At 72.4% G+C, this 22,485-nt stretch carries 15 protein-coding genes; 7 read left to right on the top strand and 8 right to left on the bottom strand.

Annotated features, from left to right (window positions below):
- Positions 1 to 52: 52 nt before the first annotated feature.
- Complete coding sequence (locus tag ACIRQ7_RS15155; protein WP_404262728.1) at positions 53 to 1,330, bottom strand: extracellular solute-binding protein; 1,278 nt, start codon at positions 1,328 to 1,330, stop codon at positions 53 to 55.
- Positions 1,331 to 1,607: 277 nt separating this feature from the next.
- On the opposite strand from ACIRQ7_RS15155, the gene ACIRQ7_RS15150 reads away from it, so the two are divergent.
- The 3 genes from ACIRQ7_RS15150 (at position 1,608) to ACIRQ7_RS15140 (ending at position 5,318) form a co-directional block, all read left to right on the top strand.
- Complete coding sequence (locus ACIRQ7_RS15150; protein WP_404262726.1) at positions 1,608 to 3,269, top strand: glycoside hydrolase family 13 protein; 1,662 nt, start codon at positions 1,608 to 1,610, stop codon at positions 3,267 to 3,269.
- A 24-nt stretch (positions 3,270 to 3,293) separates the two neighbouring features.
- Positions 3,294 to 4,343 carry a LacI family DNA-binding transcriptional regulator gene (locus ACIRQ7_RS15145; RefSeq protein ID WP_404262724.1) on the top strand — a complete coding sequence of 350 codons (1,050 nt, stop codon included), beginning with the start codon at positions 3,294 to 3,296 and terminating at the stop codon, positions 4,341 to 4,343.
- A 102-nt stretch (positions 4,344 to 4,445) separates the two neighbouring features.
- A complete protein-coding gene (locus ACIRQ7_RS15140) occupies positions 4,446 to 5,318 on the top strand; it encodes a phosphatase PAP2 family protein (RefSeq protein WP_404262722.1) in 873 nt (290 codons plus the stop codon).
- Between the two features lie 113 nt (positions 5,319 to 5,431).
- Here the strand turns inward: ACIRQ7_RS15140 and ACIRQ7_RS15135 are convergent, their stop codons facing one another.
- On the bottom strand, positions 5,432 to 7,090 hold the full coding sequence (locus ACIRQ7_RS15135; protein ID WP_404262720.1) for an amidohydrolase: 1,659 nt from the start codon (positions 7,088 to 7,090) through the stop codon (positions 5,432 to 5,434).
- Between the two features lie 47 nt (positions 7,091 to 7,137).
- A complete protein-coding gene (locus ACIRQ7_RS15130; RefSeq protein WP_404262719.1) occupies positions 7,138 to 8,814 on the bottom strand; it encodes an APC family permease in 1,677 nt (558 codons plus the stop codon).
- A 172-nt stretch (positions 8,815 to 8,986) separates the two neighbouring features.
- Here ACIRQ7_RS15130 and ACIRQ7_RS15125 point away from each other — a divergent pair, with 172 nt between their 5' ends.
- Entirely contained in the window at positions 8,987 to 9,625 is a 639-nt protein-coding gene (locus tag ACIRQ7_RS15125) for a TetR/AcrR family transcriptional regulator (protein ID WP_404262717.1), read from the top strand.
- Here ACIRQ7_RS15125 and ACIRQ7_RS15120 read toward each other — a convergent pair.
- From ACIRQ7_RS15120 to ACIRQ7_RS15110, 3 genes are all read right to left on the bottom strand, one after another.
- Entirely contained in the window at positions 9,613 to 12,636 is a 3,024-nt protein-coding gene (locus tag ACIRQ7_RS15120; RefSeq protein WP_404262715.1) for a bifunctional [glutamine synthetase] adenylyltransferase/[glutamine synthetase]-adenylyl-L-tyrosine phosphorylase, read from the bottom strand. The genes ACIRQ7_RS15125 and ACIRQ7_RS15120 overlap by 13 nt on opposite strands.
- 76 nt (positions 12,637 to 12,712) lie before the next feature.
- Complete coding sequence (gene glnA / locus ACIRQ7_RS15115) at positions 12,713 to 14,074, bottom strand: type I glutamate--ammonia ligase (protein WP_006606004.1); 1,362 nt, start codon at positions 14,072 to 14,074, stop codon at positions 12,713 to 12,715.
- A 184-nt stretch (positions 14,075 to 14,258) separates the two neighbouring features.
- Positions 14,259 to 15,152 carry an alpha/beta fold hydrolase gene (locus ACIRQ7_RS15110; protein WP_404262712.1) on the bottom strand — a complete coding sequence of 298 codons (894 nt, stop codon included), beginning with the start codon at positions 15,150 to 15,152 and terminating at the stop codon, positions 14,259 to 14,261.
- Between the two features lie 497 nt (positions 15,153 to 15,649).
- Between ACIRQ7_RS15110 and ACIRQ7_RS15105 the strand changes: the two genes are divergently transcribed.
- The 3 genes from ACIRQ7_RS15105 (at position 15,650) to ACIRQ7_RS15095 (ending at position 19,830) form a co-directional block, all read left to right on the top strand.
- Positions 15,650 to 16,186, top strand: coding sequence for a hypothetical protein (locus tag ACIRQ7_RS15105; protein ID WP_404262711.1), 537 nt, complete (start codon positions 15,650 to 15,652; stop codon positions 16,184 to 16,186).
- Positions 16,187 to 16,277: 91 nt separating this feature from the next.
- A complete protein-coding gene (locus ACIRQ7_RS15100; protein WP_404262709.1) occupies positions 16,278 to 17,966 on the top strand; it encodes a multicopper oxidase family protein in 1,689 nt (562 codons plus the stop codon).
- Between the two features lie 100 nt (positions 17,967 to 18,066).
- Complete coding sequence (locus ACIRQ7_RS15095) at positions 18,067 to 19,830, top strand: NAD+ synthase (protein ID WP_404262707.1); 1,764 nt, start codon at positions 18,067 to 18,069, stop codon at positions 19,828 to 19,830.
- A 70-nt stretch (positions 19,831 to 19,900) separates the two neighbouring features.
- On the opposite strand, the gene ACIRQ7_RS15090 is transcribed toward ACIRQ7_RS15095, so the two are convergent.
- Both ACIRQ7_RS15090 and ACIRQ7_RS15085 read right to left on the bottom strand, forming a co-directional pair.
- A complete protein-coding gene (locus tag ACIRQ7_RS15090) occupies positions 19,901 to 21,133 on the bottom strand; it encodes an MFS transporter (RefSeq protein WP_404262705.1) in 1,233 nt (410 codons plus the stop codon).
- A gap of 215 nt (positions 21,134 to 21,348) precedes the next feature.
- Positions 21,349 to 22,269 carry an endonuclease/exonuclease/phosphatase family protein gene (locus ACIRQ7_RS15085; RefSeq protein WP_404263141.1) on the bottom strand — a complete coding sequence of 307 codons (921 nt, stop codon included), beginning with the start codon at positions 22,267 to 22,269 and terminating at the stop codon, positions 21,349 to 21,351.
- Positions 22,270 to 22,485 lie beyond the last annotated feature (216 nt).

The following is a 22,485-nucleotide window of genomic DNA, read 5'->3' as shown; positions in this document are numbered from 1 at the left end:
GTCCATGCGTACCAGTGGGTGCCGAAGGCCCGGCGCACCCGTACAGCGAAGGTCACTTGTAGTCCTTGAGCAGCTTCCGGTAGGCGTCGCCGGTCGCCTTGGCGGCCTGCTCGGGCGAGGCGGCGCCGGTGAGTACCTTGTTCATCTGCACCTTGATCGGCTCGAAGAGCGAGTTGCCCTCGGCGATCCAGGGGCGCTGGACGGCGCCGTCGACGGCGGGCTTGAAGAACCTGACCATCTCGTTGTTCTTGACGGCCGGCACGTCGTACACGGACTTGCGGGTCGGCAGCAGGCTGAGCTTGTCCGTGGTCTGCTGCTGGACCTTGGCGGAGCTCATGTACCGGACGAAGGCGTAGGAGGCGTCGAGGTTCTTCGAGCCGGCGTAGACGGAGAGGTTCCAGCCGCCCTGCGGGGAGCCCTGGGCGGCGCTGCCGCCGGGGACGGGGGCGACGCCGAGGTTCTGCTTGTCCTTGAAGGCCTTGCCGGCGCGGGCGCCCTCGATGTCCCAGGGGCCGTCGACCGCCATCGCGGCCTTGCCGTCCTTGAGGGCCTTGAGCTGGTTCTCCTGGCCGTCGGTGGCGTCGGTGACGGCGGCCTTGGAGTCGACCAGGTCCTTGATGGTCTTGAAGGCCTTGATGCCGGCGCCGTCGTCGATCTCGACGGTCTTGTCGCGGGCGTCGACCATGTCGCCGCCCTCGCCGTAGAGGTAGGGCAGGAACCAGTAGGGGTCGTCGCCGCGCAGGTAGAGGGCGGTGGCGCCGGTCTTCGCCTTGATCTTCTTGGCCGCGCCGGCCAGATCGGCGAAGGTCCGGGGCACCTCGACGCCGGCGTCCTTGAGCAGCTTCTTGTTGTAGAAGAGGCCGAGGGTGTCGATGACCTGGGGGGCGGCGTAGGTCTTGCCGTGGAACTTGGTGCTGCCGACGGCCTGCGGGAGGTAGTCCTCGGTCTTGTCGAGAGCGGCGGTGCCGTCCAGCGGGGCGAGGTAGCCGAGGTTGGCGAAGTCGGCGACCCAGGCGACCTCGGTGCGCATCACGTCGGGGGCGCCGGAGTTGCCGCCGGCCGCGTTCTTGAACTTGGCGTTGGCGTCACCGAAGGGGACGCTCACATACTTGACGTGGACCTTGGGGTGCTCCTTCTCGAACCCCTCCGCGAGCTTCTTGTACGTCGCCTTCTCGGCGTCGTTGGAGGTGTCCCAGAAGGTGACGGTTCCGGACAGTTCGCCACCGCTCTTGGCGCCGCCGCTGTCCTCCCCGCCACCGCACGCCGTCGCCGACAGTGCCAGACCCGCTACCAGCGCGGTGACAGTCGCGCCACGTATGCCACGCCGCATGTGAACTCCTTAGGGAATCGCCTCAGATGGCGGTCTGGAACGTAACAGCGCCGCAATCAAACGGAAAGACCTTGCGGCAAATTGCTGCAAGAACACTGGAACAAATTGCACCGCAGTGGCCGGAACGGCACCCTCCCGACACCCCCTTCCCCGTCACCACCTGCCCACTAGAGCGTTGATTGCGTGGAAGGACCGGAAAGAACCGGCAAGAACCGGCGTACCGGCCATCCGGACACCGGCGTACCGATACGACGTACCGACGCAGCAGGGACGGCAGATGACCCAGGAGCTCACTTCCCCCACCCGCGCCCGCCAGGCGCCAGCACCGGACCGCGGTCCGCAGTGGTGGCGCGACGCCGTCATCTACCAGGTCTACGTCCGCTCCTTCGCCGACAGCGACGGAGACGGCATCGGCGATCTGCGCGGGGTGCGCCGGCGGCTGCCGTACCTGAAGTCGCTGGGCGTGGACGCCGTCTGGCTCACGCCCTTCTACGCCTCACCGCAGGCCGACGGCGGCTACGACGTCGCCGACTACCGCGCCGTCGACCCGCTCTTCGGCAGCCTCCAGGACGCCGACGACCTGATCCGCACCGCCCACGAGGCGGGCCTGCGGGTGATCGTCGACATCGTCCCCAACCACACCTCCGACCGGCACCCGTGGTTCATGGACCCCGACCTCGCCAGGGAGCGCTACGTCTTCCGGCCCGGCAAGGGCGCGAGCGGTGAACTCCCGCCCAACGACTGGGAGTCGGTCTTCGGCGGGCCCGCCTGGACCCGCACCGACCGGGGCGACTGGTATCTGCACCTCTTCGCCCCCGAGCAGCCCGACCTCGACTGGGACAACCCCGAGGTGCACGCCGAGTTCGCCGCCATCATGCGCTTCTGGCTGGACCTCGGCGTCGACGGCTTCCGGATCGACGTCGCGCACGGCATGGTCAAGGCCCCCGGCCTGCCCGATATCGGCCGCGGCCGGCAGGCCACCCTCATCGGCACCCAGGCGCTGCCGTTCTTCGACCAGGACGGGGTGCACGCCATCCACCGCTCCTGGCGCCGGCTGCTGGACAGCTACCCCGGCGACCGGATCGGTGTCGCCGAGGCCTGGGCGCCGACCGCCGCCCGCCTGGCGCTCTACGTCCGCCCCGACGAACTCCACCAGGCCTTCAACTTCCAGTTCCTGAACGCTCCTTGGGACGCCGCCCCGCTGCGCGACGTCATCGACGACTCGCTCGCCGCCACCGCGTCCGTCGGCGCCCCCACCACCTGGGTGCTCTCCAACCACGACGTCGTACGGCACACCACCCGGCTCGGCGGCGGCCTCGACCGGGCCCGCGCCGCCACCCTCCTGATGCTCGCACTGCCCGGGTCCGCCTACCTCTACCAGGGCGAGGAGCTGGGGCTGCCCGAGGTCACCGACCTGCCCGACGAGGTGCGCCAGGACCCGGCGTTCTTCCGCGGCGGCCGGACCACGCAGGCCGCCGGGCCGGGCACCGACACCGACACCGCCCCCGACGGACCGGCCGGGGCCAGTGGCCAGGACGGCTTCCGCGACGGCTGCCGGGTGCCGCTCCCCTGGTCCGGCGAGCGGCCGCCATACGGCTTCGGGGCGGGCGGCAGCTGGCTGCCGCAGCCGGCCGACTGGGACGCGCTGACCGTCGAGGCCCAGACCGGCGACCCGGCCTCCACCCTGGAGCTGTACCGCACCGCGCTCCGCCTGCGGCGCGAGCTGCCCGGCCTCGGCGACGGCCGGATGAGCTGGCGGCCGGCCCCCGAGGGGGTGCTCGCCTTCGCCCGCTCCGGCGTGCTGATCACCGTCAACACCCTCGGCCGGACGGCCGAACTCCCGCTCCCGGGAAGGGTGCTGCTGTCCAGCGCCCCGGTGCCCGTCACCGGGTCCACGGCCCTGCTTCCGGGCGACAGTTGCACCTGGTGGGCAATCTGACACGCGAACGGTAAGGTCCCCTTCATGACCGCCCGGCTGGCCGATATCGCAGTGCAGGCGGGTGTCAGCGAGGCCACCGTCAGCCGGGTGCTCAACGGAAAACCCGGCGTCTCCGCGACCACCCGCCAGTCCGTGCTTGCCGCCCTCGACGTGCTGGGCTACGAACGCCCGGTGCGGTTGCGGCAGCGCAGCGCCGGGCTGGTCGGCCTGATCACGCCGGAGCTGGAGAACCCGATCTTCCCGGCCTTCGCCCAGGTCATCGGGCAGGCGCTGACCCGCCAGGGATACACGCCGGTCCTGGCGACACAGACACCGGGCGGGTCCACCGAGGACGAGCTGACCGAGATGCTGGTGGACCGCGGGGTCGCCGGCATCATCTTCGTCTCCGGTCTGCACGCCGACACCTCCGCCGACATGCAGCGCTACGAGCAGCTGCGCGGCCAGGGCGTGCCGTTCGTCCTCATCAACGGCTTCTCCGACAAGGTGCAGGCGCCGTTCGTCTCCCCCGACGACCGCGCGGCCGTGCAGTTGGCCGTCACCCACCTCACCGCGCTCGGCCACCGGCGGATCGGGCTGGCGCTCGGCCCCAAGCGGTTCGTCCCCGTCCAGCGGAAGATCGAGGGCTTCGTGCGCAGCATGCACGAGCATCTGGACCTCGGGCCCGCGGAGGCCGAGCAGTTCATCCAGCACTCGCTCTACACCCTGGAGGGCGGGCAGGCCGCGGCGGGCGCGCTGATCGACCGCGGCTGTACGGCGATCGTCTGCGCCAGCGACATGATGGCGCTCGGCGCGATCCGTTCGGCGCGGCAGCGCGGTCTGGACGTGCCGCGCGAGATGTCCGTCGTCGGCTTCGACGACTCCCCGCTCATCGCCTTCACCGACCCACCGCTGACCACGATCCGGCAGCCGGTGCCCGCGATGGGACAGGCGGCGGTACGCGCGCTCCTGGAAGAGATCGGCGGTACCCCCGCCCCGCACAGCGAGTTCGTCTTCCACCCCGAGCTGGTGGTTCGCGGTTCAACCGCCTCCGCACCAAAAGGGGCGAAGATCCCCAAACCCCTGCACGCACCCTGAGAGGTACGGGGTCCGGCATCCGTCGTGAGACTGATACAAGCCATCGAATACCCGACCGAAGGATGATCGGCGGGACGTCGCTTTCTGGCAGACTGTCTACCTATGGGTGATGCGCATGTGAGGACGTTGGACGGTCGGTCGGACGGTCAAAGAACCACCCCGCCACCCCACGGCAAGAAGCCGGCCCGCCCCTCGGGCGGTGGCCGGATGGCCCGGCTCCGTGCCCCTCGCACGCCCCGTCTGTGGTTCGAGATCCTGTTGATCGGGGTCAGCTACTGGACGTATTCCCTCATTCGCAACGCGGTACCGGAGCAGAAGGGCCAGGCGCTCCGCAACGCCGACTGGATCTGGCGGGCGGAGCACTCCCTGGGGATCGCCGTCGAGCACACCGTCAACCACGCGGTGAACTCCGTGACGTGGCTGATCGTCTCGATGAACTACTACTACGCGACCCTGCACTTCATCGTGACCATCGGTGTCCTGATCTGGCTCTACCACTGGCATCCGGGCCGCTATTCCGCAGCCCGGCTGGCCCTTTTCGCCACCACCGGTGTCGCGCTGCTCGGCTACTACTTCTACCCGTTGGCGCCACCCCGGCTGATGCCCGGCGGCGGTTTCGTCGACACCGTGGTCCAGCACCAGACCTGGGGCTCGATGGCGTCCGGCAACCTCGCCTCGATGTCCAACCAGTACGCCGCGATGCCGTCGATGCACATCGGCTGGTCGCTGTGGTGCGGCATCACCATCGCGCTGCTGGCGAAGCCGCTGTGGGCCAGGGTCCTCGGGCTGCTCTACCCCACCCTGACCCTGATGGTCATCGTCTCCACCGCCAACCACTTCTGGCTGGACGCCGTCGGCGGCGTGCTCTGCCTGGCCTTCGGCTTCGGACTGGCCTGCGCCTGGTACGGCACGCTGCCGCACCGCCTGGCGCGGTATGTCGGGGTGCCCGAGCCGGGTCTGCTCAAGGCCGGCTGAGCGCGGTTCACGCGACGCCCGCGGGCCTCGCCCGCCGTCACCCGTATGGCGTAACGGCGGGCCGTGCATAGATATACGGGGCGGCGCGCCGCCGAGCGGCCCGTCAGCGCTCCTCAGCCCACGCCCCGGTGGGTCACCAGGCCGCCGGTCATCGTCAGCCGTACGGGCGCCGCAGCCACGTCGTCGGCCGGGGCGGTCACCGGATCGACGGCCAGCGCCGTGAGATCGGCCCGGAATCCGGGCGCGATCCGGCCCGCCTCCGCTTCCTCGCCGACGGCCAGCGCCGCGTGCGAGGTACAGCCCTCCAGCGCCATCAGCCCGGTCAGGGCCTGGCCAGGGGTGACCGGCGCGACCCCCGGATCGCCCGCGGGGCGGCGCAGCCGGGCGGTGGCCAGGACCTGGCGCGGGTCGTGGTGGGCGATGGGCCAGTCGGAGCCGAGGACCAGCACCGCACCCGCGTCGCGCAGATCGCGGCAGCGCCAGGCCCGCCCGGCGCGCTCCTCGCCCACCCGCTGCGACCAGGCGTCGGTGTGGTCGGCGCGGGTGTAGGCGGTGTGCGTGGGCTGCATCGACGCGGCGACGCCGAGGCGGGCGAAGCGGGCCAACTGCTCGGTCGGGACCGTCTCGATGTGCTCGATGCGGTGCTGGTGGCGGGTGCTGCGGGGGTCGTCGGCCAGCAGCTCGACGGTGTCCAGGACGTGCCGTACGGCGGCGTCGCCGATGGCGTGGGTGGCGGTGCGAACCCCGGCCCGCGCGAGGTGGTGCACGGCGTGGGTGTACGCCGCCGGATCCGGCCAGAGCGCCTCGGTGCCCTGGCCGTGGCAGTCGGCGTGCTCCAGCCAGGCCGTCCCGCCCTCGACGGTGCCGTCCATGAAGAACTTCACCCCGCCGACCCGCCAGTGCCGGCCTGCGAGCCGCTGGAGTTCGACGAGATGGTCGAGGCCGTCCTTGCCGATCCCCGGCATGCACCAGGGGGCGAGCCGCAGCCGCAGCGGAAGGTCACCGTCCGCCTCGATGTCCGCCAGCAGCTCGGGGACGTCCGCGTGCTGGAGGTCCATGACGTGTGCGCCGGTCAGTCCGACCGCGGCCATCTCGCCGAGCAGCGCGAGCAGTCGGGCGCGCCGGTCGGCGGCCGACGGGCGCGGCATGACCGGCAGCAGCAGGTCCATCGCCGCATGCTCGATCAGATGCCCGGTGGGGCGGCCCGCCTCGTCACAGACCACGCTGGCGCGCTGGGCGAAGCGGCGCGGGCCGTCGATCCCGGCGGCCTCCAGCGCACGGCTGTTGGCCAGCGCCGAATGACCGTCGTAGAGGCGGATGAAGGCGGGTGCGCCGCCGAGCGCGTCCTCGATCAGCGCGCGGTGCACGGGGTGGTCGCCGAAGACGTTGTGGTCCAGGCCCCAGGCGGTCACCCAGCCGCCGGGGGGCAGGGCGCGGGCGGCCGTAGCGAGGGCGGCCCGTAGCGCGTCGAGGTCGCGGCAGCCGGACAGGTCGGTGCCGGTGGCCATTTCGACGCCCCAGACGGGGTGGCTGTGCCCGTCGACCAGGCCGGGGGTGAGGGTGGCTCCGGCCAGGTCGATGACCTCGGTCGCCGCGTCCCGCCAGTCCCGCACGTCCCGTTCGTCACCGACCGCGGCGATCCGCCCGTCCTTGACGGCGACCGCCTCGGCCCACGGCCGTGCCGGGTCGAGGGTGCGTACCCGCGCCCCGGTCAGCACGGTGTCGGCGGCGGTACGGGAAGGGGTGGGAGAGGCGGACGGGGCGGGGGTCACGGGGGCTCCTCGGAGTGGGGCGGGTGGGGTGGCGCGGGCGGTGCGGGTCAGCGGGCCGTCGGGGTGGTGCCCCTCCCCGCCGGACGCGCCGAGCGCGCCGGACCCGCAGGCTCCCCCGGCTCCCCCGGCTCGTCCGACTCCTCGCGCTCCTCCGGCTCGTCCGACCCCGCGGACTCCTCCCGCTCTTCCAGCTCCTCCGCCTCTTCCGGTTCCGCCGCGAAGCCCGCGTAGACCGCGGGACGGGTGCGGCGTACGCGGCGGGCGAGGAAGAGGCCGAGGACGAAGGCGGCGGGGACGCTGAGGACCAGGGCGGCGTTGGTGGTGAAGGAGGCGCCGGTCATCAGGTCGATCTTGGCGATGACGAGCCAGAGGGCCCCGGCCATCAGGACGGTGGCGACGACCGGCGCGACCCGGGTGCGCAGCGCCCCCTCCTGGTGGGAGAGGCGGCGGAAGTAGCAGGGGACGGCGACCGCGGTGATCGCCTGGAGCGCCAACAGGCCCAGCATTCCCGGGGTGTTCATCCACAGCAGCAGCTGCTGGTAGGGGTCGGCGCCGGCGAGGGCGAAGCCGAGGACGATCAGCACGGCGAGGGCGCTCTGCAGCGCGCCGGCGACGTACGGGGAGCGGTTGCGGGGGTGGATGCGGCCGAGCGCTGCGGGCAGCACGCCTTCCTGGGACAGCGCGAGGCCGTAGCGGTTGATCGCGTTGTGGAAGGCGAGTTGGGAGGCCAGGATGCTGGTGACGATGAACAGGTGCATCAGGCCGGCGGCCCAGGTGCCGACGTATTCGGTGGTGGCGGTGAAGAACAGCCCGGCCGGGTCGTGGACCGCGGCCGCCACGATCTCGTCGCCGCCGAACGCCTGGATGATGATCCAGATGGTGAAGGCGTAGAAGAGGCCGAGGAAGGCCACCGCGATGTAGGTGGCGCGCGGGATGGTGCGGGCCGGATTGCGGGCCTCGCGGCGGTAGATGGCGGTGGATTCGAAGCCGGTGAAGGCGGCGAAGGCGAAGGCGAGGACCGCGCCGGTGCCGGGCACCAGGACGTTGCCGGGGGTGAAGGAGTCCGGTGCCAGGCCGTGTGCGCCACCGCGCAGCAGCACACCGCCGGCGAGCAGGACGAGGATGCCGGTCTCGGCGACGAGCAGCACGCCGAGGACCTTGGCGCCGAAGTCGATGCTGCGGTAGCCGAGGAACCAGATGACGAAGACGCCGGCGACGGCGATCGGCGGCCAGGGGACATGGACGCCCCAGAAGGCTTCCAGGGCGTCCTGGGTGGCGGTGGCGAGCAGCCCGTAGACGCCGATCTGCATGCCGTTGTAGGCGAGCAGGGCGAGGGTGGCGGCGCCGAATCCGGCCGGGCGGCCCAGGCCGCGGGTGATGAAGGCGTAGAAGCCGCCGCCGCTGCGCACGTGCCGGGCCATGGTGGTGAAGCCGACGGCGAAGATCGCGAGGGTGATGCCGGCGAGGAGGTAGCCGACGGGGGCGCCGAGGCCGCCGGTGCCGAGGGCGATCGGCGAGGTGCCCGCCATGACGGTGAGCGGGGCGGCGGCGGAGATGACGAAGAAGGCGATATCGGCGACGCCGAGGGTGCCCCGGCGCAGCGTGGGTGCCGCCGTGTCCCCTCCTGCCGCGTCAGGCGTCCCGTCCGCCTCGGGCCCGTCGGCGGACGGTGGGGGTGCGGGCTGCTGCGGCGACCCGTGACGGGTCCCGGACTCTGGGGCCATGGCGCTCGGTGTCCTTCTGCGTCGGGAGGGAGGAGGGGCGGCCCGGCGCGTACGGGGTGGGACGGCAGCACGACCGCGAAGAGGAAACCTAAAGCCTTTCGGTTTCTGCAATGTAGCCCCGCCCGTACGATTCGGGAAGACCTCGGGGGCGGCACACGGCGGGAGCGACACGATGGGGCGGCCGCGGAAAGCGCTGCTGGACCGGGAGCGCATCGGCGCGACCGCGCTCGAACTCGTCGACGAGAAGGGCGACTTCAGCGTCCCGGAGGTGGCCCGTAGGCTCGGGGTGCAGACCGCCTCGGTGTATCACCATGTGGACGGCCGGGCCGGCGTGATCGAACTGCTGCGGGAGCGGGTCACCGACGCCATCGACCCCGGCTCCCTGGACGCCGCCCCCTGGGACCGGGCCCTCGCGGCCTGGGCACGCTCCTACCGCGCCGCCTTCGCCGCCCATCCGCGCACGATCCCGATGCTGATGACCTCACCGGTCCGCGCCCCGAAGGTGCTCGCACAGTACGAGCAGGTGGCCGCGATACTCCTGGACGCGGGCTTCCCGCCGCCCACCGTGATGCCGGTGATCACCGGCCTGGACAACATCGTGCTGGGCTCGGCGCTGGACATGTCGGCGCCGGAAACCATGTGGGTGGTGGCCGAGGGCGTCAGCGCGCCCCGGCTGTCCGCCGCGCAGGACGCCACCGGCCCGGCCCGCGCCGACCAGGCCTTCGATCTGACCCTGGCCGGTTTCCTCGCCCACTGCCGGAGCCTGCCGGAGGGCGGGCAGGCGCCGTCAGACCCGCCTCACGCCCCGTAGAACAGCTCCTCCACCACACCGCGCGCCCGGCGGGTGATCCGGCGGTAGTCGTCGAGCATCTCGCCGACGTGCCCCTCCTCGTAGCCGAGGTAGCGGCCGACCGCGGCCAGCTCCCGGCCGTCCACCGGGAAGGTGTCGCCGGGGCGGCCGCGCACCAGCATCACGGCGTTGCGCACCCGCGCCGCCAGCACCCACGCCTCGTCCAGCGTCTGCGCTTCCTCGGTGCCGATCAGATCGGCGGCGTGCGCGGCGGCCAGCGCCTCGCGGGTCCGCGTCGTCCGCAGCCCGGGGATCTCCCAGCCGTGCCGCATCTGCATCAGCTGCACCGTCCACTCGACGTCGCTCAGGCCGCCGCGGCCCAGCTTCGCGTGGGTGGTCGGGTCGGCGCCGCGCGGCAGCCGCTCGGATTCCATCCGGGCCTTGAGCCGGCGGATCTCGCGCACCGCGTCGTCGCCGAGCCCCTCGGCCGGATAGCGCAGCGGATCGATGAGTTCCACGAACCGCTGCCCCAACTCCACGTCGCCCGCGACCGGTTCGGCGCGCAGCAGGGCCTGCGCCTCCCACACCAGCGACCAGCGGCGGTAGTAGGCGGCGTACGAGGCGAGGGTGCGCACCAGCGGCCCCGACCTGCCCTCCGGGCGGAGGTCGGCGTCAATGGGCAACGGCGGGTCCGCGGACGGGAGTTGAAGCAGCCGGCGCATCTCGTTGGCGACGGCCTGGGCGGCCTTCGCGGCCTCCTGCTCGCTGGCGCCCTCGCGTGGTTCGTGCACGAACAGCACATCGGCGTCCGAGCCGTAGCTCAGCTCGTGACCACCGAACCGACCCATGCCGATCACCGTGAAGCGGGTGGGCAGGGTGTCGCCCCACTGCTCGCGGACGGCGGCACGCAGCGCGCCGGCCAGGGTCACGGCGTTCACGTCGGAGACCGCGGAGCCGACGGCGTCCACGAGATGGCCGCGGTCCTCCTCCGCCGGGCTGCCCTCCGTGCCGTACGCGCCGATCAGGTCGGCGGCGGCGGTACGGAACAGCTCCCGGCGGCGCACGCCGCGTGCCGCGGCGACGGCCGTCTCCGAGGCGCCCGCCCGGCCGACCGCCGCCAGCACCTCCTGCTCCAGCGCCGCCCGGCCGCGCGGGCGCAGCCCGTCGGGGGCGCCGAGCAGCGCGACGGCCTCGGGGGCGCGCAGCAGCAGATCCGGCGCGAAGCGGCCGGCGGACAGCACCCGGGCGAGGTTCTCGGCGGCCGCGCCCTCGTCGCGCAGCAGCCGCAGATACCAGGGTGTCTTGCCGAGCGCGTCGGAGACCTTGCGGAAGTTGAGGAGTCCGGCGTCCGGGTCGGCGGAGTCGGCGAACCAGGCCAGCAGCACCGGCAGCAGCGTCCGCTGGATCGCGGCCTTGCGGGTCACGCCGGATGCCAGCGCCTCCAGATGCCGCAGCGCACCCACCGGGTCGGCGTAGCCGAGGGCCTCCAGGCGGTGGCCCGCGGCCTTGGCGGACAGCCGGGTCTCGCCGGTCTCCAGATGCGCGACGGCGTCCAGCAGCGGCCGGTAGAAGAGCTTCTCGTGCAGCCGGCGCACCTCGCGGGCGTGCCACTTCCACTCTTTGCGGAGGGTGTGGACCGGTTCGCCCCGCACGCCCAGCGAGCGGGCGAGGCGCCGCAGATCCGCGTCCTCCTCGGGCATCAGATGCGTACGGCGCATGCGGTAGAGCTGGATGCGGTGTTCCAGGGTGCGCAGGAAGCGGTAGGCGGTGTCCAGCGCGGCGGCGTCCTCGCGTCCGACGTAGCCGCCGGCCGCCAGCGCGGCCAGCGCCTCCAGGGTGGTGGCGCTGCGCAGCGTCGCATCGCTGCGTCCGTGCACCAACTGGAGCAGCTGGACGGCGAATTCGACGTCCCGCAGCCCGCCGGGTCCGAGCTTGAGCTCGCGGTCGACCTGGGCCGCGGGGATGTTCTCGACGACCCGGCGGCGCATCTGGCGCACGTCGGTGACGAAGTTCTCCCGCTCGGAGACCTGCCACACCATCGGCGACAGCGCGTCGACGTACGCCGTGCCCAGCTCCACGTCACCGGCCATCGGACGGGCCTTGAGCAGCGCCTGGAACTCCCAGGTCTTGGCCCAGCGCTGGTAGTAGGCGAGGTGGCTGCTGAGCGTGCGCACCAGCGGGCCGTTGCGGCCCTCGGGGCGCAGGTTGGCGTCGACCGGCCAGATGGTGCCCTCGGGGGTGACGTCCGAGCAGAGCCGCATCATGCGGGCGGCCAGCCGGGTCGCCGCCCGCACCGCCTCGTCCTCCGGCGTCCCGTCCCTGGACTCGCCGACGAAGATCACATCGACGTCGGAGACGTAGTTCAGCTCACGGCCGCCGCACTTGCCCATCGCGATCACGGAGAGCAGGCACACCGCCGCGTCCTCCGGCTGCTCCTCGGACGCGATCTCCAGCGCGGCCCGCACCGTGGCGGTGGCCAGGTCCGCCAGCTCCGCCGCGGCCTCGGCGACATCGGTCGTCCCACACACGTCGCGGGCCGCGATGCCGAGCAGCGAGCGGCGGTAGGCGACCCGCAGCGCGTCCGCGCGCGAGAGCCCGGCGCCCCGCTCACCCCAGATCCCTTCGGCCAGTGCCTGCTCGAACTCGGGGGTGGTGGGGTGCAGATCGACCGACTCGTAGGTGACCAGCGACTGCCAGTCGTGCGGATGCCGGGTGAGGTGGTCGGCGAGCGCCTCGGAGGCCCCCAGCACCCCCAGCAGCCGGTCGCGCAGCGGCTTGGCGCTGACGAGGGTGCTCAGCAGCGCCTGCTGTTCGTCCGGCTCCTGCGCCTCGACCAGGCGGACCAGGCCGAGCAGCGCGAGATCGGGGTCCGCGGTGGCCCCGAGCGCTTCGAGGAGCACCGAGTCGTCACGTACGGAGGCGAGTTCGGGAGCGTCGAGCAGCTTCCCGGCCGCCGAGGGATCGATGAAACCGTGCCTCAGCAGCCGGGTGAAGGTACTGCTCCGCCGTCCCTGCGGAGCGGGTAGTGCCATGATGCGGCCTCTCGGGGGCTCGAAGCACGGTCGGAGCGCGGGCGGTCAGCAGGGTGGGGCGGGCGTCCCGGTGGGATCAGAGCACCGGCAGCATCTTGCGCAGCTCGAAGGCGGTGACCTCGGAGCGGTACTCCTCCCACTCCTGCTTCTTGTTGCGCAGGAAGAAGTCGAAGACGTGCTCGCCGAGGGTCTCGGCGACGAGTTCGCTGCGCTCCATCAGGTCGATGGCCTCGCCGAGGTTCTGCGGCAGCGGCTCGATGCCCATCGCCCGGCGCTCGGAGTCGGACAGCGCCCAGACGTCGTCGTCGGCACCGGCCGGGAGTTCGTAGCCCTCTTCGATGCCCTTGAGGCCGGCGGCCAGGAGGACGGCGTAGGTGAGATACGGGTTGGCGCCGGAGTCGATCGAGCGGACCTCGACCCGGGTGGAGCCCATCTTTCCGGGCTTGTACATCGGGACGCGGATCAGCGCGGAGCGGTTGTTGTGGCCCCAGCAGATGTACGAGGGGGCCTCGCCGCCGGCGCCCGCGGTGCGGTTGGCGCCGCCCCAGATGCGCTTGTAGGAGTTGACCCACTGGTTGGTGACGGCGGAGATCTCACCCGCGTGCTTGAGCAGGCCTGCGATGAACGAGCGCCCCACCTTGGAGAGTTGGTATTCGGACCCGGACTCGTGGAAGGCGTTGCGGTCGCCCTCGAAGAGCGAGAGGTGGGTGTGCATCCCGGAGCCGGGGAACTCCGAGAACGGCTTCGGCATGAACGTGGCCTGCACGCCCTGCTCCAGCGCGACCTGCTTCATGACCAGACGGAACGTCATGATGTTGTCGGCGGTGGAGAGGGCGTCGGCGTAACGCAGGTCGATCTCCTGCTGGCCGGGCGCGCCCTCGTGGTGGCTGAACTCCACCGAGATGCCCATCGACTCCAGCATCGTGATGGCCTGCCGGCGGAAGTCCATACCGACGTTCTGCGGGGTGTGGTCGAAGTAGCCGGAGGAGTCGCCGGGCGTCGGCCGCCGGCCGTCGACGGGCTTGTCCTTGAGGAGGAAGAACTCGATCTCGGGGTGCGTGTAGAAGGTGAACCCGAGGTCGGAGGTCTTCGCCAGGATGCGCTTGAGGACATAGCGCGGGTCGGCGTAGGAGGGGGAGCCGTCCGGCATCAGGATGTCGCAGAACATCCGGGCGGTGCCGGGGGCCTCGGCGCGCCAGGGCAGGATCTGGAACGTGCCCGGGTCCGGCTTGGCGATCATGTCGGACTCGTACACGCGGGCGAAGCCCTCGATGGCGGAGCCGTCGAAGCCGATGCCTTCGTCGAAGGCCTGCTCCAGCTCCGCCGGGGCCACGGCCACGGACTTGAGGAACCCGAGTACGTCGGTGAACCACAGCCGGACGAAGCGAATGTCGCGCTCTTCCAGCGTCCGGAGCACAAACTCCTGCTGCTTGTCCATGGGTCACCAATCCTTGCAGGTCAATCGGCCTGTCCACGCACGTGGAACAACGCGGCGTGGCACACCAGTATCACGTGCGGGGGTTACCGTCACATTACGCATCCTTGGCCTGAACCAGAACCGCTTGCCCGTTACCCCGCCCCCATCCTTCCCGCACCGCACCGGTTCAGGCGAGCCGGACGGTTCAGGCGGGCGGCGCCGCCGCGTCCCGGCCACTTCCCGACAGGTCCAGCACGGCGCGCGCCACCGACTCGGGCGCGTCGGCCATCACCAGGTGACCGGCCGGCGCGGCGACCGCGAACCGCCCGCCCAGCTCGGCCGCCAGCGCCCGCTGCCGCTCCAGCCACCGCAGTTCGCGCGCCGTCTCGCTGCCGTCGTACGCCGCCAGGACCGCCACCGGCACGGCGGGCAGCGGACGGCCGCCGCGCAGCGCGGACAGATCGGCGGCCAGGTAGGAGTAGGTGGCGTTCTCCAGCGCGCAGGCCCGCAGCACCCGGCTGGTGCGGTAGCCGGCGCGCTCCCAGGGGTGGCGCGGGTGGCTGCCGACGGTCGAGGACCAGCCGATGAGGCGGCGGGTCGCGGGGCCGAGGGCGCGCGGAACCCCGGCGGCGGAGAGCGCGCCGGCGACGCCGCCCGCCCAGGCGGTACGCACCGGGCGCGGCAGCCGGGGCCGCGGGTCCTCCTCGACGCTGCCGTCGACCAGCACCAGCCCCGCGCAGCGGTCCGGGTGCAGCCGGGCGAAGGCCTCGGCGTGGAAGGCGGCGAGGGAGTGCCCGACGACGGTGGCCGGGCCGAAGTGGCCGAGCGCGTCCAGGACGTGGGCGATCCGGTCCGCCTCCCCGGCCAGCGTGGGCGGCCGCGGCGCCGGGGCGCTGAGGCCGAGGCCCGGCCGGTCGAAGCGGACGACGGTGCGGTGCGGGGCGAGCAGCCCGGCGACCACGTCCCAGTCGAACCAGGCCATCCCGAGACCGCCGCTGAGCACACACACCGGGCCGCTGCCCTGGGACAGCACATGCAACGGGACGCCGTTCACCCGCAGCATGCGGCCGGGGGCGCGCGGGATTCGGCGTGGGCTCATCGGTCCTCCTGGGACGGGCGGGCGGTGCGGTGACCGGGGCGGGCGGGCCGTGCGGGTGCGGCGGGAAGCACCGGGGCGGTGTATGCGACGGCGCCGGGCGGCAGCGGCGGAGCGGACGCCCGGCGGCGGACGGCGGCGGGGCGCGGTGGCGCCGGCGGGGTGGGGCTCCGGGTCACGTACGTCCCTGGTGGTCGGGTGAACCCGGGCGGTCCTACGGGATGCCGGGTACGCCGATGGCGCGGGAAGGCCAAGGATAGGCGGGCCGCCGACAGCGGGCGGTGATCACGACGCGGGGCGCGGCACCCGCGCTCGGCCGCACCGCGGCCCGGCACCGGATCCCATACCCCGCGGGGGTAGGGTGCCGAGGGGCGGACCGGTCGGCCGGTCCGCTGTATCGGTTGCATGGGTTCGGTGCGGTGGGTTCGGTGCGGTGGGTTCGGTGCGGTGGGTTCGGTCGATCCGTGTCCCGCGGCCGTCGAGAGTCCGAGAGGTCAGCGATGCAGGCACCCGCGAGGGGTGAACAGGAGAGGGCCGCCGCATGGTGCGGCCGGCTGCTGCTGTTCGCGGCGCTGATCGCCGGCATCGTCACGATGCACACCTTCGGCCATCCCATGGCCGGGCACGGCGGCCACGCCACCCTCACCGCGTCCGCCTCCGCCTCTTCTTCTCCCTCCGCCTCCGCCTCCGCCGCTGCCTCTGCGCCTGTCGCCCCCGCCACGTCCGGACCGGTCTCCGCCGCGTCCGGACCGATGGGCATGGCGCACCCCGTGAGCACGACCGCCTCCGGCGGGCAGGCCGCGCACCCGTCCGCCGACCCCGGCGGCGGTGCGATGGATCCCGCCGCCGTCTGCCTGGCCGTGCTCTCCGTATGGGCGGTGGCCCTGCTCGTCCTGCTCGGCGCCGGACTGCCGTCCGGGGACCTCGAAGCAGACCGCCTGGCCGCCCTGCGCACCCGCCTGGCGCGCGGACTGCGCTCGATACCGCCGCCGCCCCGTCACAAACTCCTCGCCCGGCTGTCGGTGCTGCGGGTGTAGGAGCGCGCGGCCGCCGACGCCTTGCCGCGTCCGCTGCCGCGCCTTCACTCACCCACCCACGTCACCACCACACCGCACGAGGTGCTCACGCATGCCCCAGAACTCCACCCCCGCGAACACCCGCCCCGGGGAACCCGACCCCGGGCACACCGCCCCCCGCTCCCGCCGCACCGTGCTCGGCGCGGGTGCCGCGCTCGTCGGCGGCGGCCTGCTGGCCGCCTGTTCCGGCGGGGGATCCGGGTCGCACGCCGGCATGGACGGCATGAACGGCGACCGCTCCCCCGGCTCCGGCAGGGTCGACCCGCCCGGCTATGTCACCCCCGACGGCCCGGAGGTCGCGGCGGCCGAGAAGAAGCGGGGCTCGGGCCCCGTACGGAACGTGACGCTCACCGCCACGCCCACCTGGCTGGATCTGGGCAGCCGTGCCGTCAACTCCTGGGCGTACGGCGACGAACTGCCCGGCAAGGAGGTCCGTGTCACGGCGGGCGACACCCTCGCGCTGACCCTCGCCAACCACCTTCCGCAGTCCACGTCCCTGCACTGGCACGGGCTGGCGCTGCGCAACGACATGGACGGCGTCCCCGGCGTGACACAGCGGCCGATCAAGGCCGGTGCGTCCTTCGACTACCGCTTCGCGGTCACCGAGCCCGGCACGTACTGGCTGCATCCGCACTCCGGCGTCCAGCAGGACCGCGGGATGTACGCACCGCTGATCGTCGAGGACCCCAAGGAGCCGCTCTCGTACGACAAGGAGTGGGTCGTCGTCCTGGACGACTGGATCGACGGGGTGGACGGCAGCACACCCGACGCGGTGCTCGCCGAACTCCGCAAGGGCATGGGCACCGGCTCCCACTCCGACTCCGGCCAGGAGGGCATGGACCACGGGGAGACGGACCACGGGGACATGGACATGGGCGACATGGAGGGCGACTCCTCCGCCGAGGGCGGCCCGTCCCGGATGCTGATGGGCGCCACCAGCAAGCTGCTGGGCGGCGACGCCGGCGATGTGGACCACCCGTACCACCTCGTCAACGGCCGTACCGCCACGGACCCGCAGACCTTCCGCGCGCAGCCCGGCGACCGCATCCGGATCCGGTTCATCAACGCGGGCGGGGACACCGCCTACCGCGTCGCGCTCGGCGGGCACACCATGACCGTGACCCACACGGACGGCTACCCCGTCGAGCACGCGAGCACCGACGCACTGCTGCTGGGCATGGGCGAGCGCTACGACGTCCTGGTCACCGCCAAGGACGGCGCCTTCCCCCTGACCGCCCTCGCCGAGGGCAAGAAGCGCTCCGCGCTGGCCGTGCTGCGCACCGGCGCTGGCGCGCCGCCCACCTCGACCACCCGGCCCGCGGAGCTGGACGGACGGCTGCTGACCGCGGACCGGTTGAAGGCCGCCGAGGGCGTACGGACGGACTCACGCACGCCGGACCGCAGCACCACACTCACGCTGACCGGTTCCATGGCGAAGTACGACTGGGCGATCGACCGGAAGCCGTACACGCCCGACCAGCGGCATCCGGTGCTGGCCGGTGAGCGGGTGCGGCTCACCTTCCGCAACCACACCAAGATGTGGCACCCGATGCATCTGCACGGACACACCTTCGCGCTGCCGGACGGCGGGGCCCGCAAGGACACCGTGATCGTGCTGCCGGGGCGCAGCGTCACCGTCGATCTCGACGCCGACAACCCCGGGCTGTGGATGCTGCACTGCCACAACATCTACCACTCGGAGTCGGGGATGATGACGATCCTCGGATACCGGAAGAAGTAGGCGGAAGCGGGGGCGGGAGCCAGGGGGCGAGGCCTGCCCCTGGCTCCTCCCGCTCCCGCCACCTCCCCCATTGCGTCAGAAAGACGATTAGACTGGCGGAGTGCCTCAACTTCGCCTCGCCCTCAACCAGATCGACTCCTGTGTCGGCGATATCGCCGGGAATTCCGAGACGATCGTCCACTGGACCCGGCACGCCGCCGACCAGGGCGCCCACCTCGTCGCGTTCCCCGAGATGGCGCTCACCGGCTATCCCGTCGAAGACCTGGCGCTGCGCCCGTCGTTCGTCGAGGCGAGCCGTACGGCGCTGCGGGCACTGGCCGGGCGGCTCGCCGACGAGGGGCTGGGCGAACTCCCGGTGATCGTCGGCTATCTGGACCGCTGCGAGCGGGAGCGGCCGCGGTACGGGCGGCCCGCCGGGGCGCCGCAGAACGCCGCCGCCGTGCTGCACCGCGGCGGGGTCGCCCTCAGCTTCTCCAAGCACCACCTCCCCAACTACGGCGTCTTCGACGAGTTCCGCTACTTCGTGCCCGGCGACACGCTGCCGGTGGTCCGGGTGCACGGCGTGGATGTCGCGCTGGCCATCTGCGAGGACCTGTGGCAGGAGGGCGGCCGGGTGCCGGCGACGCGCAGCGCGGGGGCCGGGCTGCTGATCTCGGTCAACGCCTCGCCGTACGAACGCGACAAGGACGACACCCGGCTGGAGCTGGTCCGCCGGCGGGCCCGGGAGGCCGGCTGCACCACCGCCTATCTGGCGATGATCGGCGGGCAGGACGACCTGGTCTTCGACGGCGACTCGATCGTCGTCGGCGAGGACGGTGCGGTGATCGCGCGGGCACCGCAGTTCGCCGAGGGCTGCGTGCTCGTCGACCTGGAGCTGCCGGCCGCCGCGCCGGAGCCGCCGGCCGGTGTCCTGGACGACGGGCTGCGCGTCGAACACGTCGTGCTCTCCCCCGACCCGCTGGCCGCCTACCCGCCGCAGACCCTGGGCGGCGAGGCCGAACGCCTCGCGGACATCGAGGAGATCTACACCGCGCTGGTCGTCGGACTGCGCGCGTACGTCGCCAAGAACGGCTTCCGCAGTGTGGTGCTCGGGCTGTCCGGCGGGATCGACTCGGCGCTGGTCGCCGCGCTCGCCTGCGACGCGCTGGGCGCCGCGCATGTTCACGCCGTCGCGATGCCGTCCCGCTATTCGTCGGAGCACTCGCTCACGGACGCCGCCGAACTCGCCCGCCGTACGGGGCTGTCGTTCCGTACGGTGCCGATCGCCCCGATGTTCGACGCGTACATGGACGCGCTGGGCCTGACCGGTCTCGCGGAGGAGAACCTCCAGTCCCGGCTGCGCGGCACGACCCTGATGGCGATCTCCAACCAGGAGGGCCATCTGGTGCTCGCGCCGGGCAACAAGTCCGAGCTGGCGTGCGGCTATTCGACCCTCTACGGCGACTCGGTGGGCGGCTACGGCCCGATCAAGGACGTCTACAAGAGCGTCGTCTTCGAGCTGGCCCGCTGGCGCAACCAGGCGGCGGCCGACCGCGGACGGACCCCGCCGATCCCCGAGAACTCGATCAGCAAGCCCCCCAGCGCCGAACTCCGCCCCGGCCAGGTCGACACCGATGCGCTGCCCGGCTACGACGTGCTGGACCGCATCCTGGCGCTGTACGTCGACGGAGACCTGGGCCGCGAGGACATCGTGGCGGAGGGCTTCGACGAGAAGTTGGTGACCCGCGTCCTGCGGATGGTCGACCGTGCGGAGTACAAACGCCGCCAGTACCCGCCGGGCACCAAGATCTCCGCCAAGGGCTTCGGCAAGGACCGCCGCCTCCCGGTCACCAATCACTGGCGGGAGGGGGACCGAGGGGACTGAGGGGACTGACGGGGCCGAGGAGGCCGAGGGTGACCGGGCGGGAGGGGACCGGGCGGCCGGTCCCCTCCCGTCAGGCGGCGTGTTCCGCGGCCGGCTGCCCGGCGTCCGAGGCCGACGCGTCGGCCGCCCCGCCGCGGGCGACCACCCGGGACGTGTCGTGGCTGCCCCGGTCCAGGACGCCCGCCGTGACGGCGATGGCGAGGCCGATGGCGGCGAGGACGGCGCCGACCAGGGTCGGCGAGGTCCAGCCCCAGCCGGCGGCGAGCGCCAGGCCGCCGACCCAGGCCCCGCCGGCGTTGGCGAGGTTGAAGGCGGACTGGTTGGAGGCGGCGGCGAGGGTGGGGGCCTGCTGGGCCTTGTTCATGACGAGCATCTGCAGGGGTGTGGTCGTCATGAAGCCGACGGCACCGATGAGGACGACGGAGAGCATGGCGGCCCATTTCACCTCGGCGGTGAAGTGGAAGACGGCGAGGACGACGGTGAGCGCCGCCAGCGAGCCGTACAGGGTGGGGCGCAGCGCCCGGTCGGTGAGCGGGCCGGCGGCGAGGGCGCCGAGCGTCATGCCGATGCCGAAGAGGGCCAGCACGACGGGGACGGAGCCCTCGGAGAAGCCGGTGACCTTGGTCATCATCGAGGCGAGGTAGCTGTAGACGGCGAAGATGCCGGCGAAGCCGAAGACGGTGGTGAGCAGGCCGAGCAGCACCTGGCGGTTGCCCAGGGCGCGCAGCTCGCGGCGCAGGCCGGTGTGCTCCTCGGCCGGCAGCGGCGGGATCAGCCGGGCGAGCGAGGCCATCGCGACGAGGCCGATGCCGGCGACGACGAGGAAGGTGGCGCGCCAGCCGAGGTGCTGGCCGAGCAGGGTGGCGGCCGGGACGCCGACGATGTTGGCGATGGTCAGGCCGAGGAACATCGTGGCGACCGCGCGGGCCTGCCGTCCCTCGCGTACCAGCTTGGCCGCGACCACCGCGCCGACGCCGAAGAACGCGCCGTGCGGCAGGCCCGCCAGCAGCCGTCCCGCGATCAGCAGACCGAAGTCGGAGGCCAGCGCGGAGGCGAGGTTACCGACCGTGAAGACGCCCATCAGCAGGACCAGCATCCGCTTGCGCGGGATGCGGGCGCCGAGGGAGGTCAGGAGCGGGGCGCCGATGACGACACCGAGGGCGTAGGCGGAGACGAGGTAGCCGGCGGTGGGCACGGAGGTGCCCAGATCGTCCGCGACGTTGGGCAGCAGGCCCATCATCACGAATTCCGTGGTGCCGATACCGAAGGCCGAGATCGCGAGCGCGAGCAGAGCCAAGGGCATGAAGAACCTTTCGGGGGTGGGGTGCGTGCGCGGGCACGCGGACGTACGGGCATCGGGAGAGCGGTTAAGTTCTCTTGCGGAACAAAGTCTCTCAGGCTCAGTATTCCAGGGTGAAAACGGAACGTGACGAGCGTGTGTCCGCTCGCCCCGTGAGTCCCGTCACCCCGCCGCGCATCCCCGAACGCGGCGGTGGCCGTCCGCGCCCGCCGCCGGCGTCAGATCTTCACCGACGCCGCGATCGGCAGGTGGTCGCTGCCGGTGGACGGCAGCGACCAGGCGTGGACCGGGTCCATCCCCTTCATCATGATCTGGTCGATCCGGGCCATCGGGAACGCCGCGGGCCAGGTGAAGCCGAAGCCGTCGCCCGCCGCGCCCTGCGCGGAACGCATCTGCGCGGTGACCGGGGCCAGCGACCGGTCGTTCATCGTGCCGTTGAGGTCACCGAGCAGCACCGCCTTCTCCAGCGGATCGGCGGCGATCGCCTCACCGAGCGCCGCGGCGCTGCCGTCACGCTGGTTGGCGGTGAAGCCCGCCTCGACCTTGACGCGTACCGACGGCAGATGCGCGACGTAGACGGCGAACTTCTGGCCGTCGGAGGCGGTGACGGTGGCCCGCAGCGCGCGGGTCCAGCCCATCTTGATGTCCACCGGGGCCGCGTCGCTCAGCGGCCGCTTGCTCCAGAGGCCGACGGTGCCCTGCACGGTGCTGTGCGGGTACGCCTTCGCCAGCTCGCGCTTGTACGCGGGCAGCGCCTCGCCGGTCAGCTCCTCCAGCGCCACGACGTCGGCACCCGAGGTGACGATGTCCCTGGCGGTGGCGGCCGGGTCCGGGTTGCCGGCGTCGACGTTGTGGGTGGCGACGGTGAGATTGCCACCGGTGCCGGCCTTGTCGGTGACCTGCCCGGCGAAGAGATTGGCCCAGGCGACGGCCGGCAGCAGCAGCGCCACGAGCGCGGTCGCCGACCGGCGCAGCACCGCGAGGACCAGCAGCACCGGGATGCCCACGCCCAGCCACGGCAGGAAGGTCTCCAGCAGACTCCCCAGGTTTCCCACCGTGTTGGGGACCCGGGCGTGCAGGATCATCAGCAGCCCGAGCAGTACGCCGAGCACCGCGAGCACGATGCCCCGGCGCCACATTCCTTCCGGACGCCACCAGTTCAGCAGACGTCCGGCACGGGAACCGGCCCGATCAGGGTCCTGGCCCTGCCCCGGCTCCGTCATGTATGCCTGCGTCATTCCGCTGTCCTCACTGCCTTGCTCCGCCGCGCCTCGCCTGTGGTTCCCGACCCTAGGCGATGGTCCGTAATGCGCTTTCTTAGAAGTGAGGACGGCCCGAGTGCGGGTCGGGGTTCC

The organism is Streptomyces sp. NPDC101393 (genome assembly GCF_044767385.1).
Taxonomy (GTDB): Bacteria; Actinomycetota; Actinomycetes; order Streptomycetales; family Streptomycetaceae; genus Streptomyces.
This window is presented reverse-complemented; position numbering and strand designations above follow the sequence as displayed.

What these genes read in the sequence shown, in the direction of transcription:
- ACIRQ7_RS15155 (WP_404262728.1), bottom strand. Translation starts at nt 1,330, where the DNA reads ATGCGGCGTGGCATACGTGGCGCGACTGTCACCGCGCTGGTAGCGGGT.
- ACIRQ7_RS15150 (WP_404262726.1), top strand. Translation starts at nt 1,608, where the DNA reads ATGACCCAGGAGCTCACTTCCCCCACCCGCGCCCGCCAGGCGCCAGCA.
- ACIRQ7_RS15145 (WP_404262724.1), top strand. Translation starts at nt 3,294, where the DNA reads ATGACCGCCCGGCTGGCCGATATCGCAGTGCAGGCGGGTGTCAGCGAG.
- ACIRQ7_RS15140 (WP_404262722.1), top strand. Translation starts at nt 4,446, where the DNA reads ATGGGTGATGCGCATGTGAGGACGTTGGACGGTCGGTCGGACGGTCAA.
- ACIRQ7_RS15130 (WP_404262719.1), bottom strand. Translation starts at nt 8,814, where the DNA reads ATGGCCCCAGAGTCCGGGACCCGTCACGGGTCGCCGCAGCAGCCCGCA.
- ACIRQ7_RS15125 (WP_404262717.1), top strand. Translation starts at nt 8,987, where the DNA reads ATGGGGCGGCCGCGGAAAGCGCTGCTGGACCGGGAGCGCATCGGCGCG.
- ACIRQ7_RS15120 (WP_404262715.1), bottom strand. Translation starts at nt 12,636, where the DNA reads ATGGCACTACCCGCTCCGCAGGGACGGCGGAGCAGTACCTTCACCCGG.
- glnA (WP_006606004.1), bottom strand. Translation starts at nt 14,074, where the DNA reads ATGGACAAGCAGCAGGAGTTTGTGCTCCGGACGCTGGAAGAGCGCGAC.
- ACIRQ7_RS15110 (WP_404262712.1), bottom strand. Translation starts at nt 15,152, where the DNA reads ATGAGCCCACGCCGAATCCCGCGCGCCCCCGGCCGCATGCTGCGGGTG.
- ACIRQ7_RS15105 (WP_404262711.1), top strand. Translation starts at nt 15,650, where the DNA reads ATGCAGGCACCCGCGAGGGGTGAACAGGAGAGGGCCGCCGCATGGTGC.
- ACIRQ7_RS15100 (WP_404262709.1), top strand. Translation starts at nt 16,278, where the DNA reads ATGCCCCAGAACTCCACCCCCGCGAACACCCGCCCCGGGGAACCCGAC.
- ACIRQ7_RS15090 (WP_404262705.1), bottom strand. Translation starts at nt 21,133, where the DNA reads ATGCCCTTGGCTCTGCTCGCGCTCGCGATCTCGGCCTTCGGTATCGGC.
- ACIRQ7_RS15085 (WP_404263141.1), bottom strand. Translation starts at nt 22,269, where the DNA reads ATGTGGCGCCGGGGCATCGTGCTCGCGGTGCTCGGCGTACTGCTCGGG.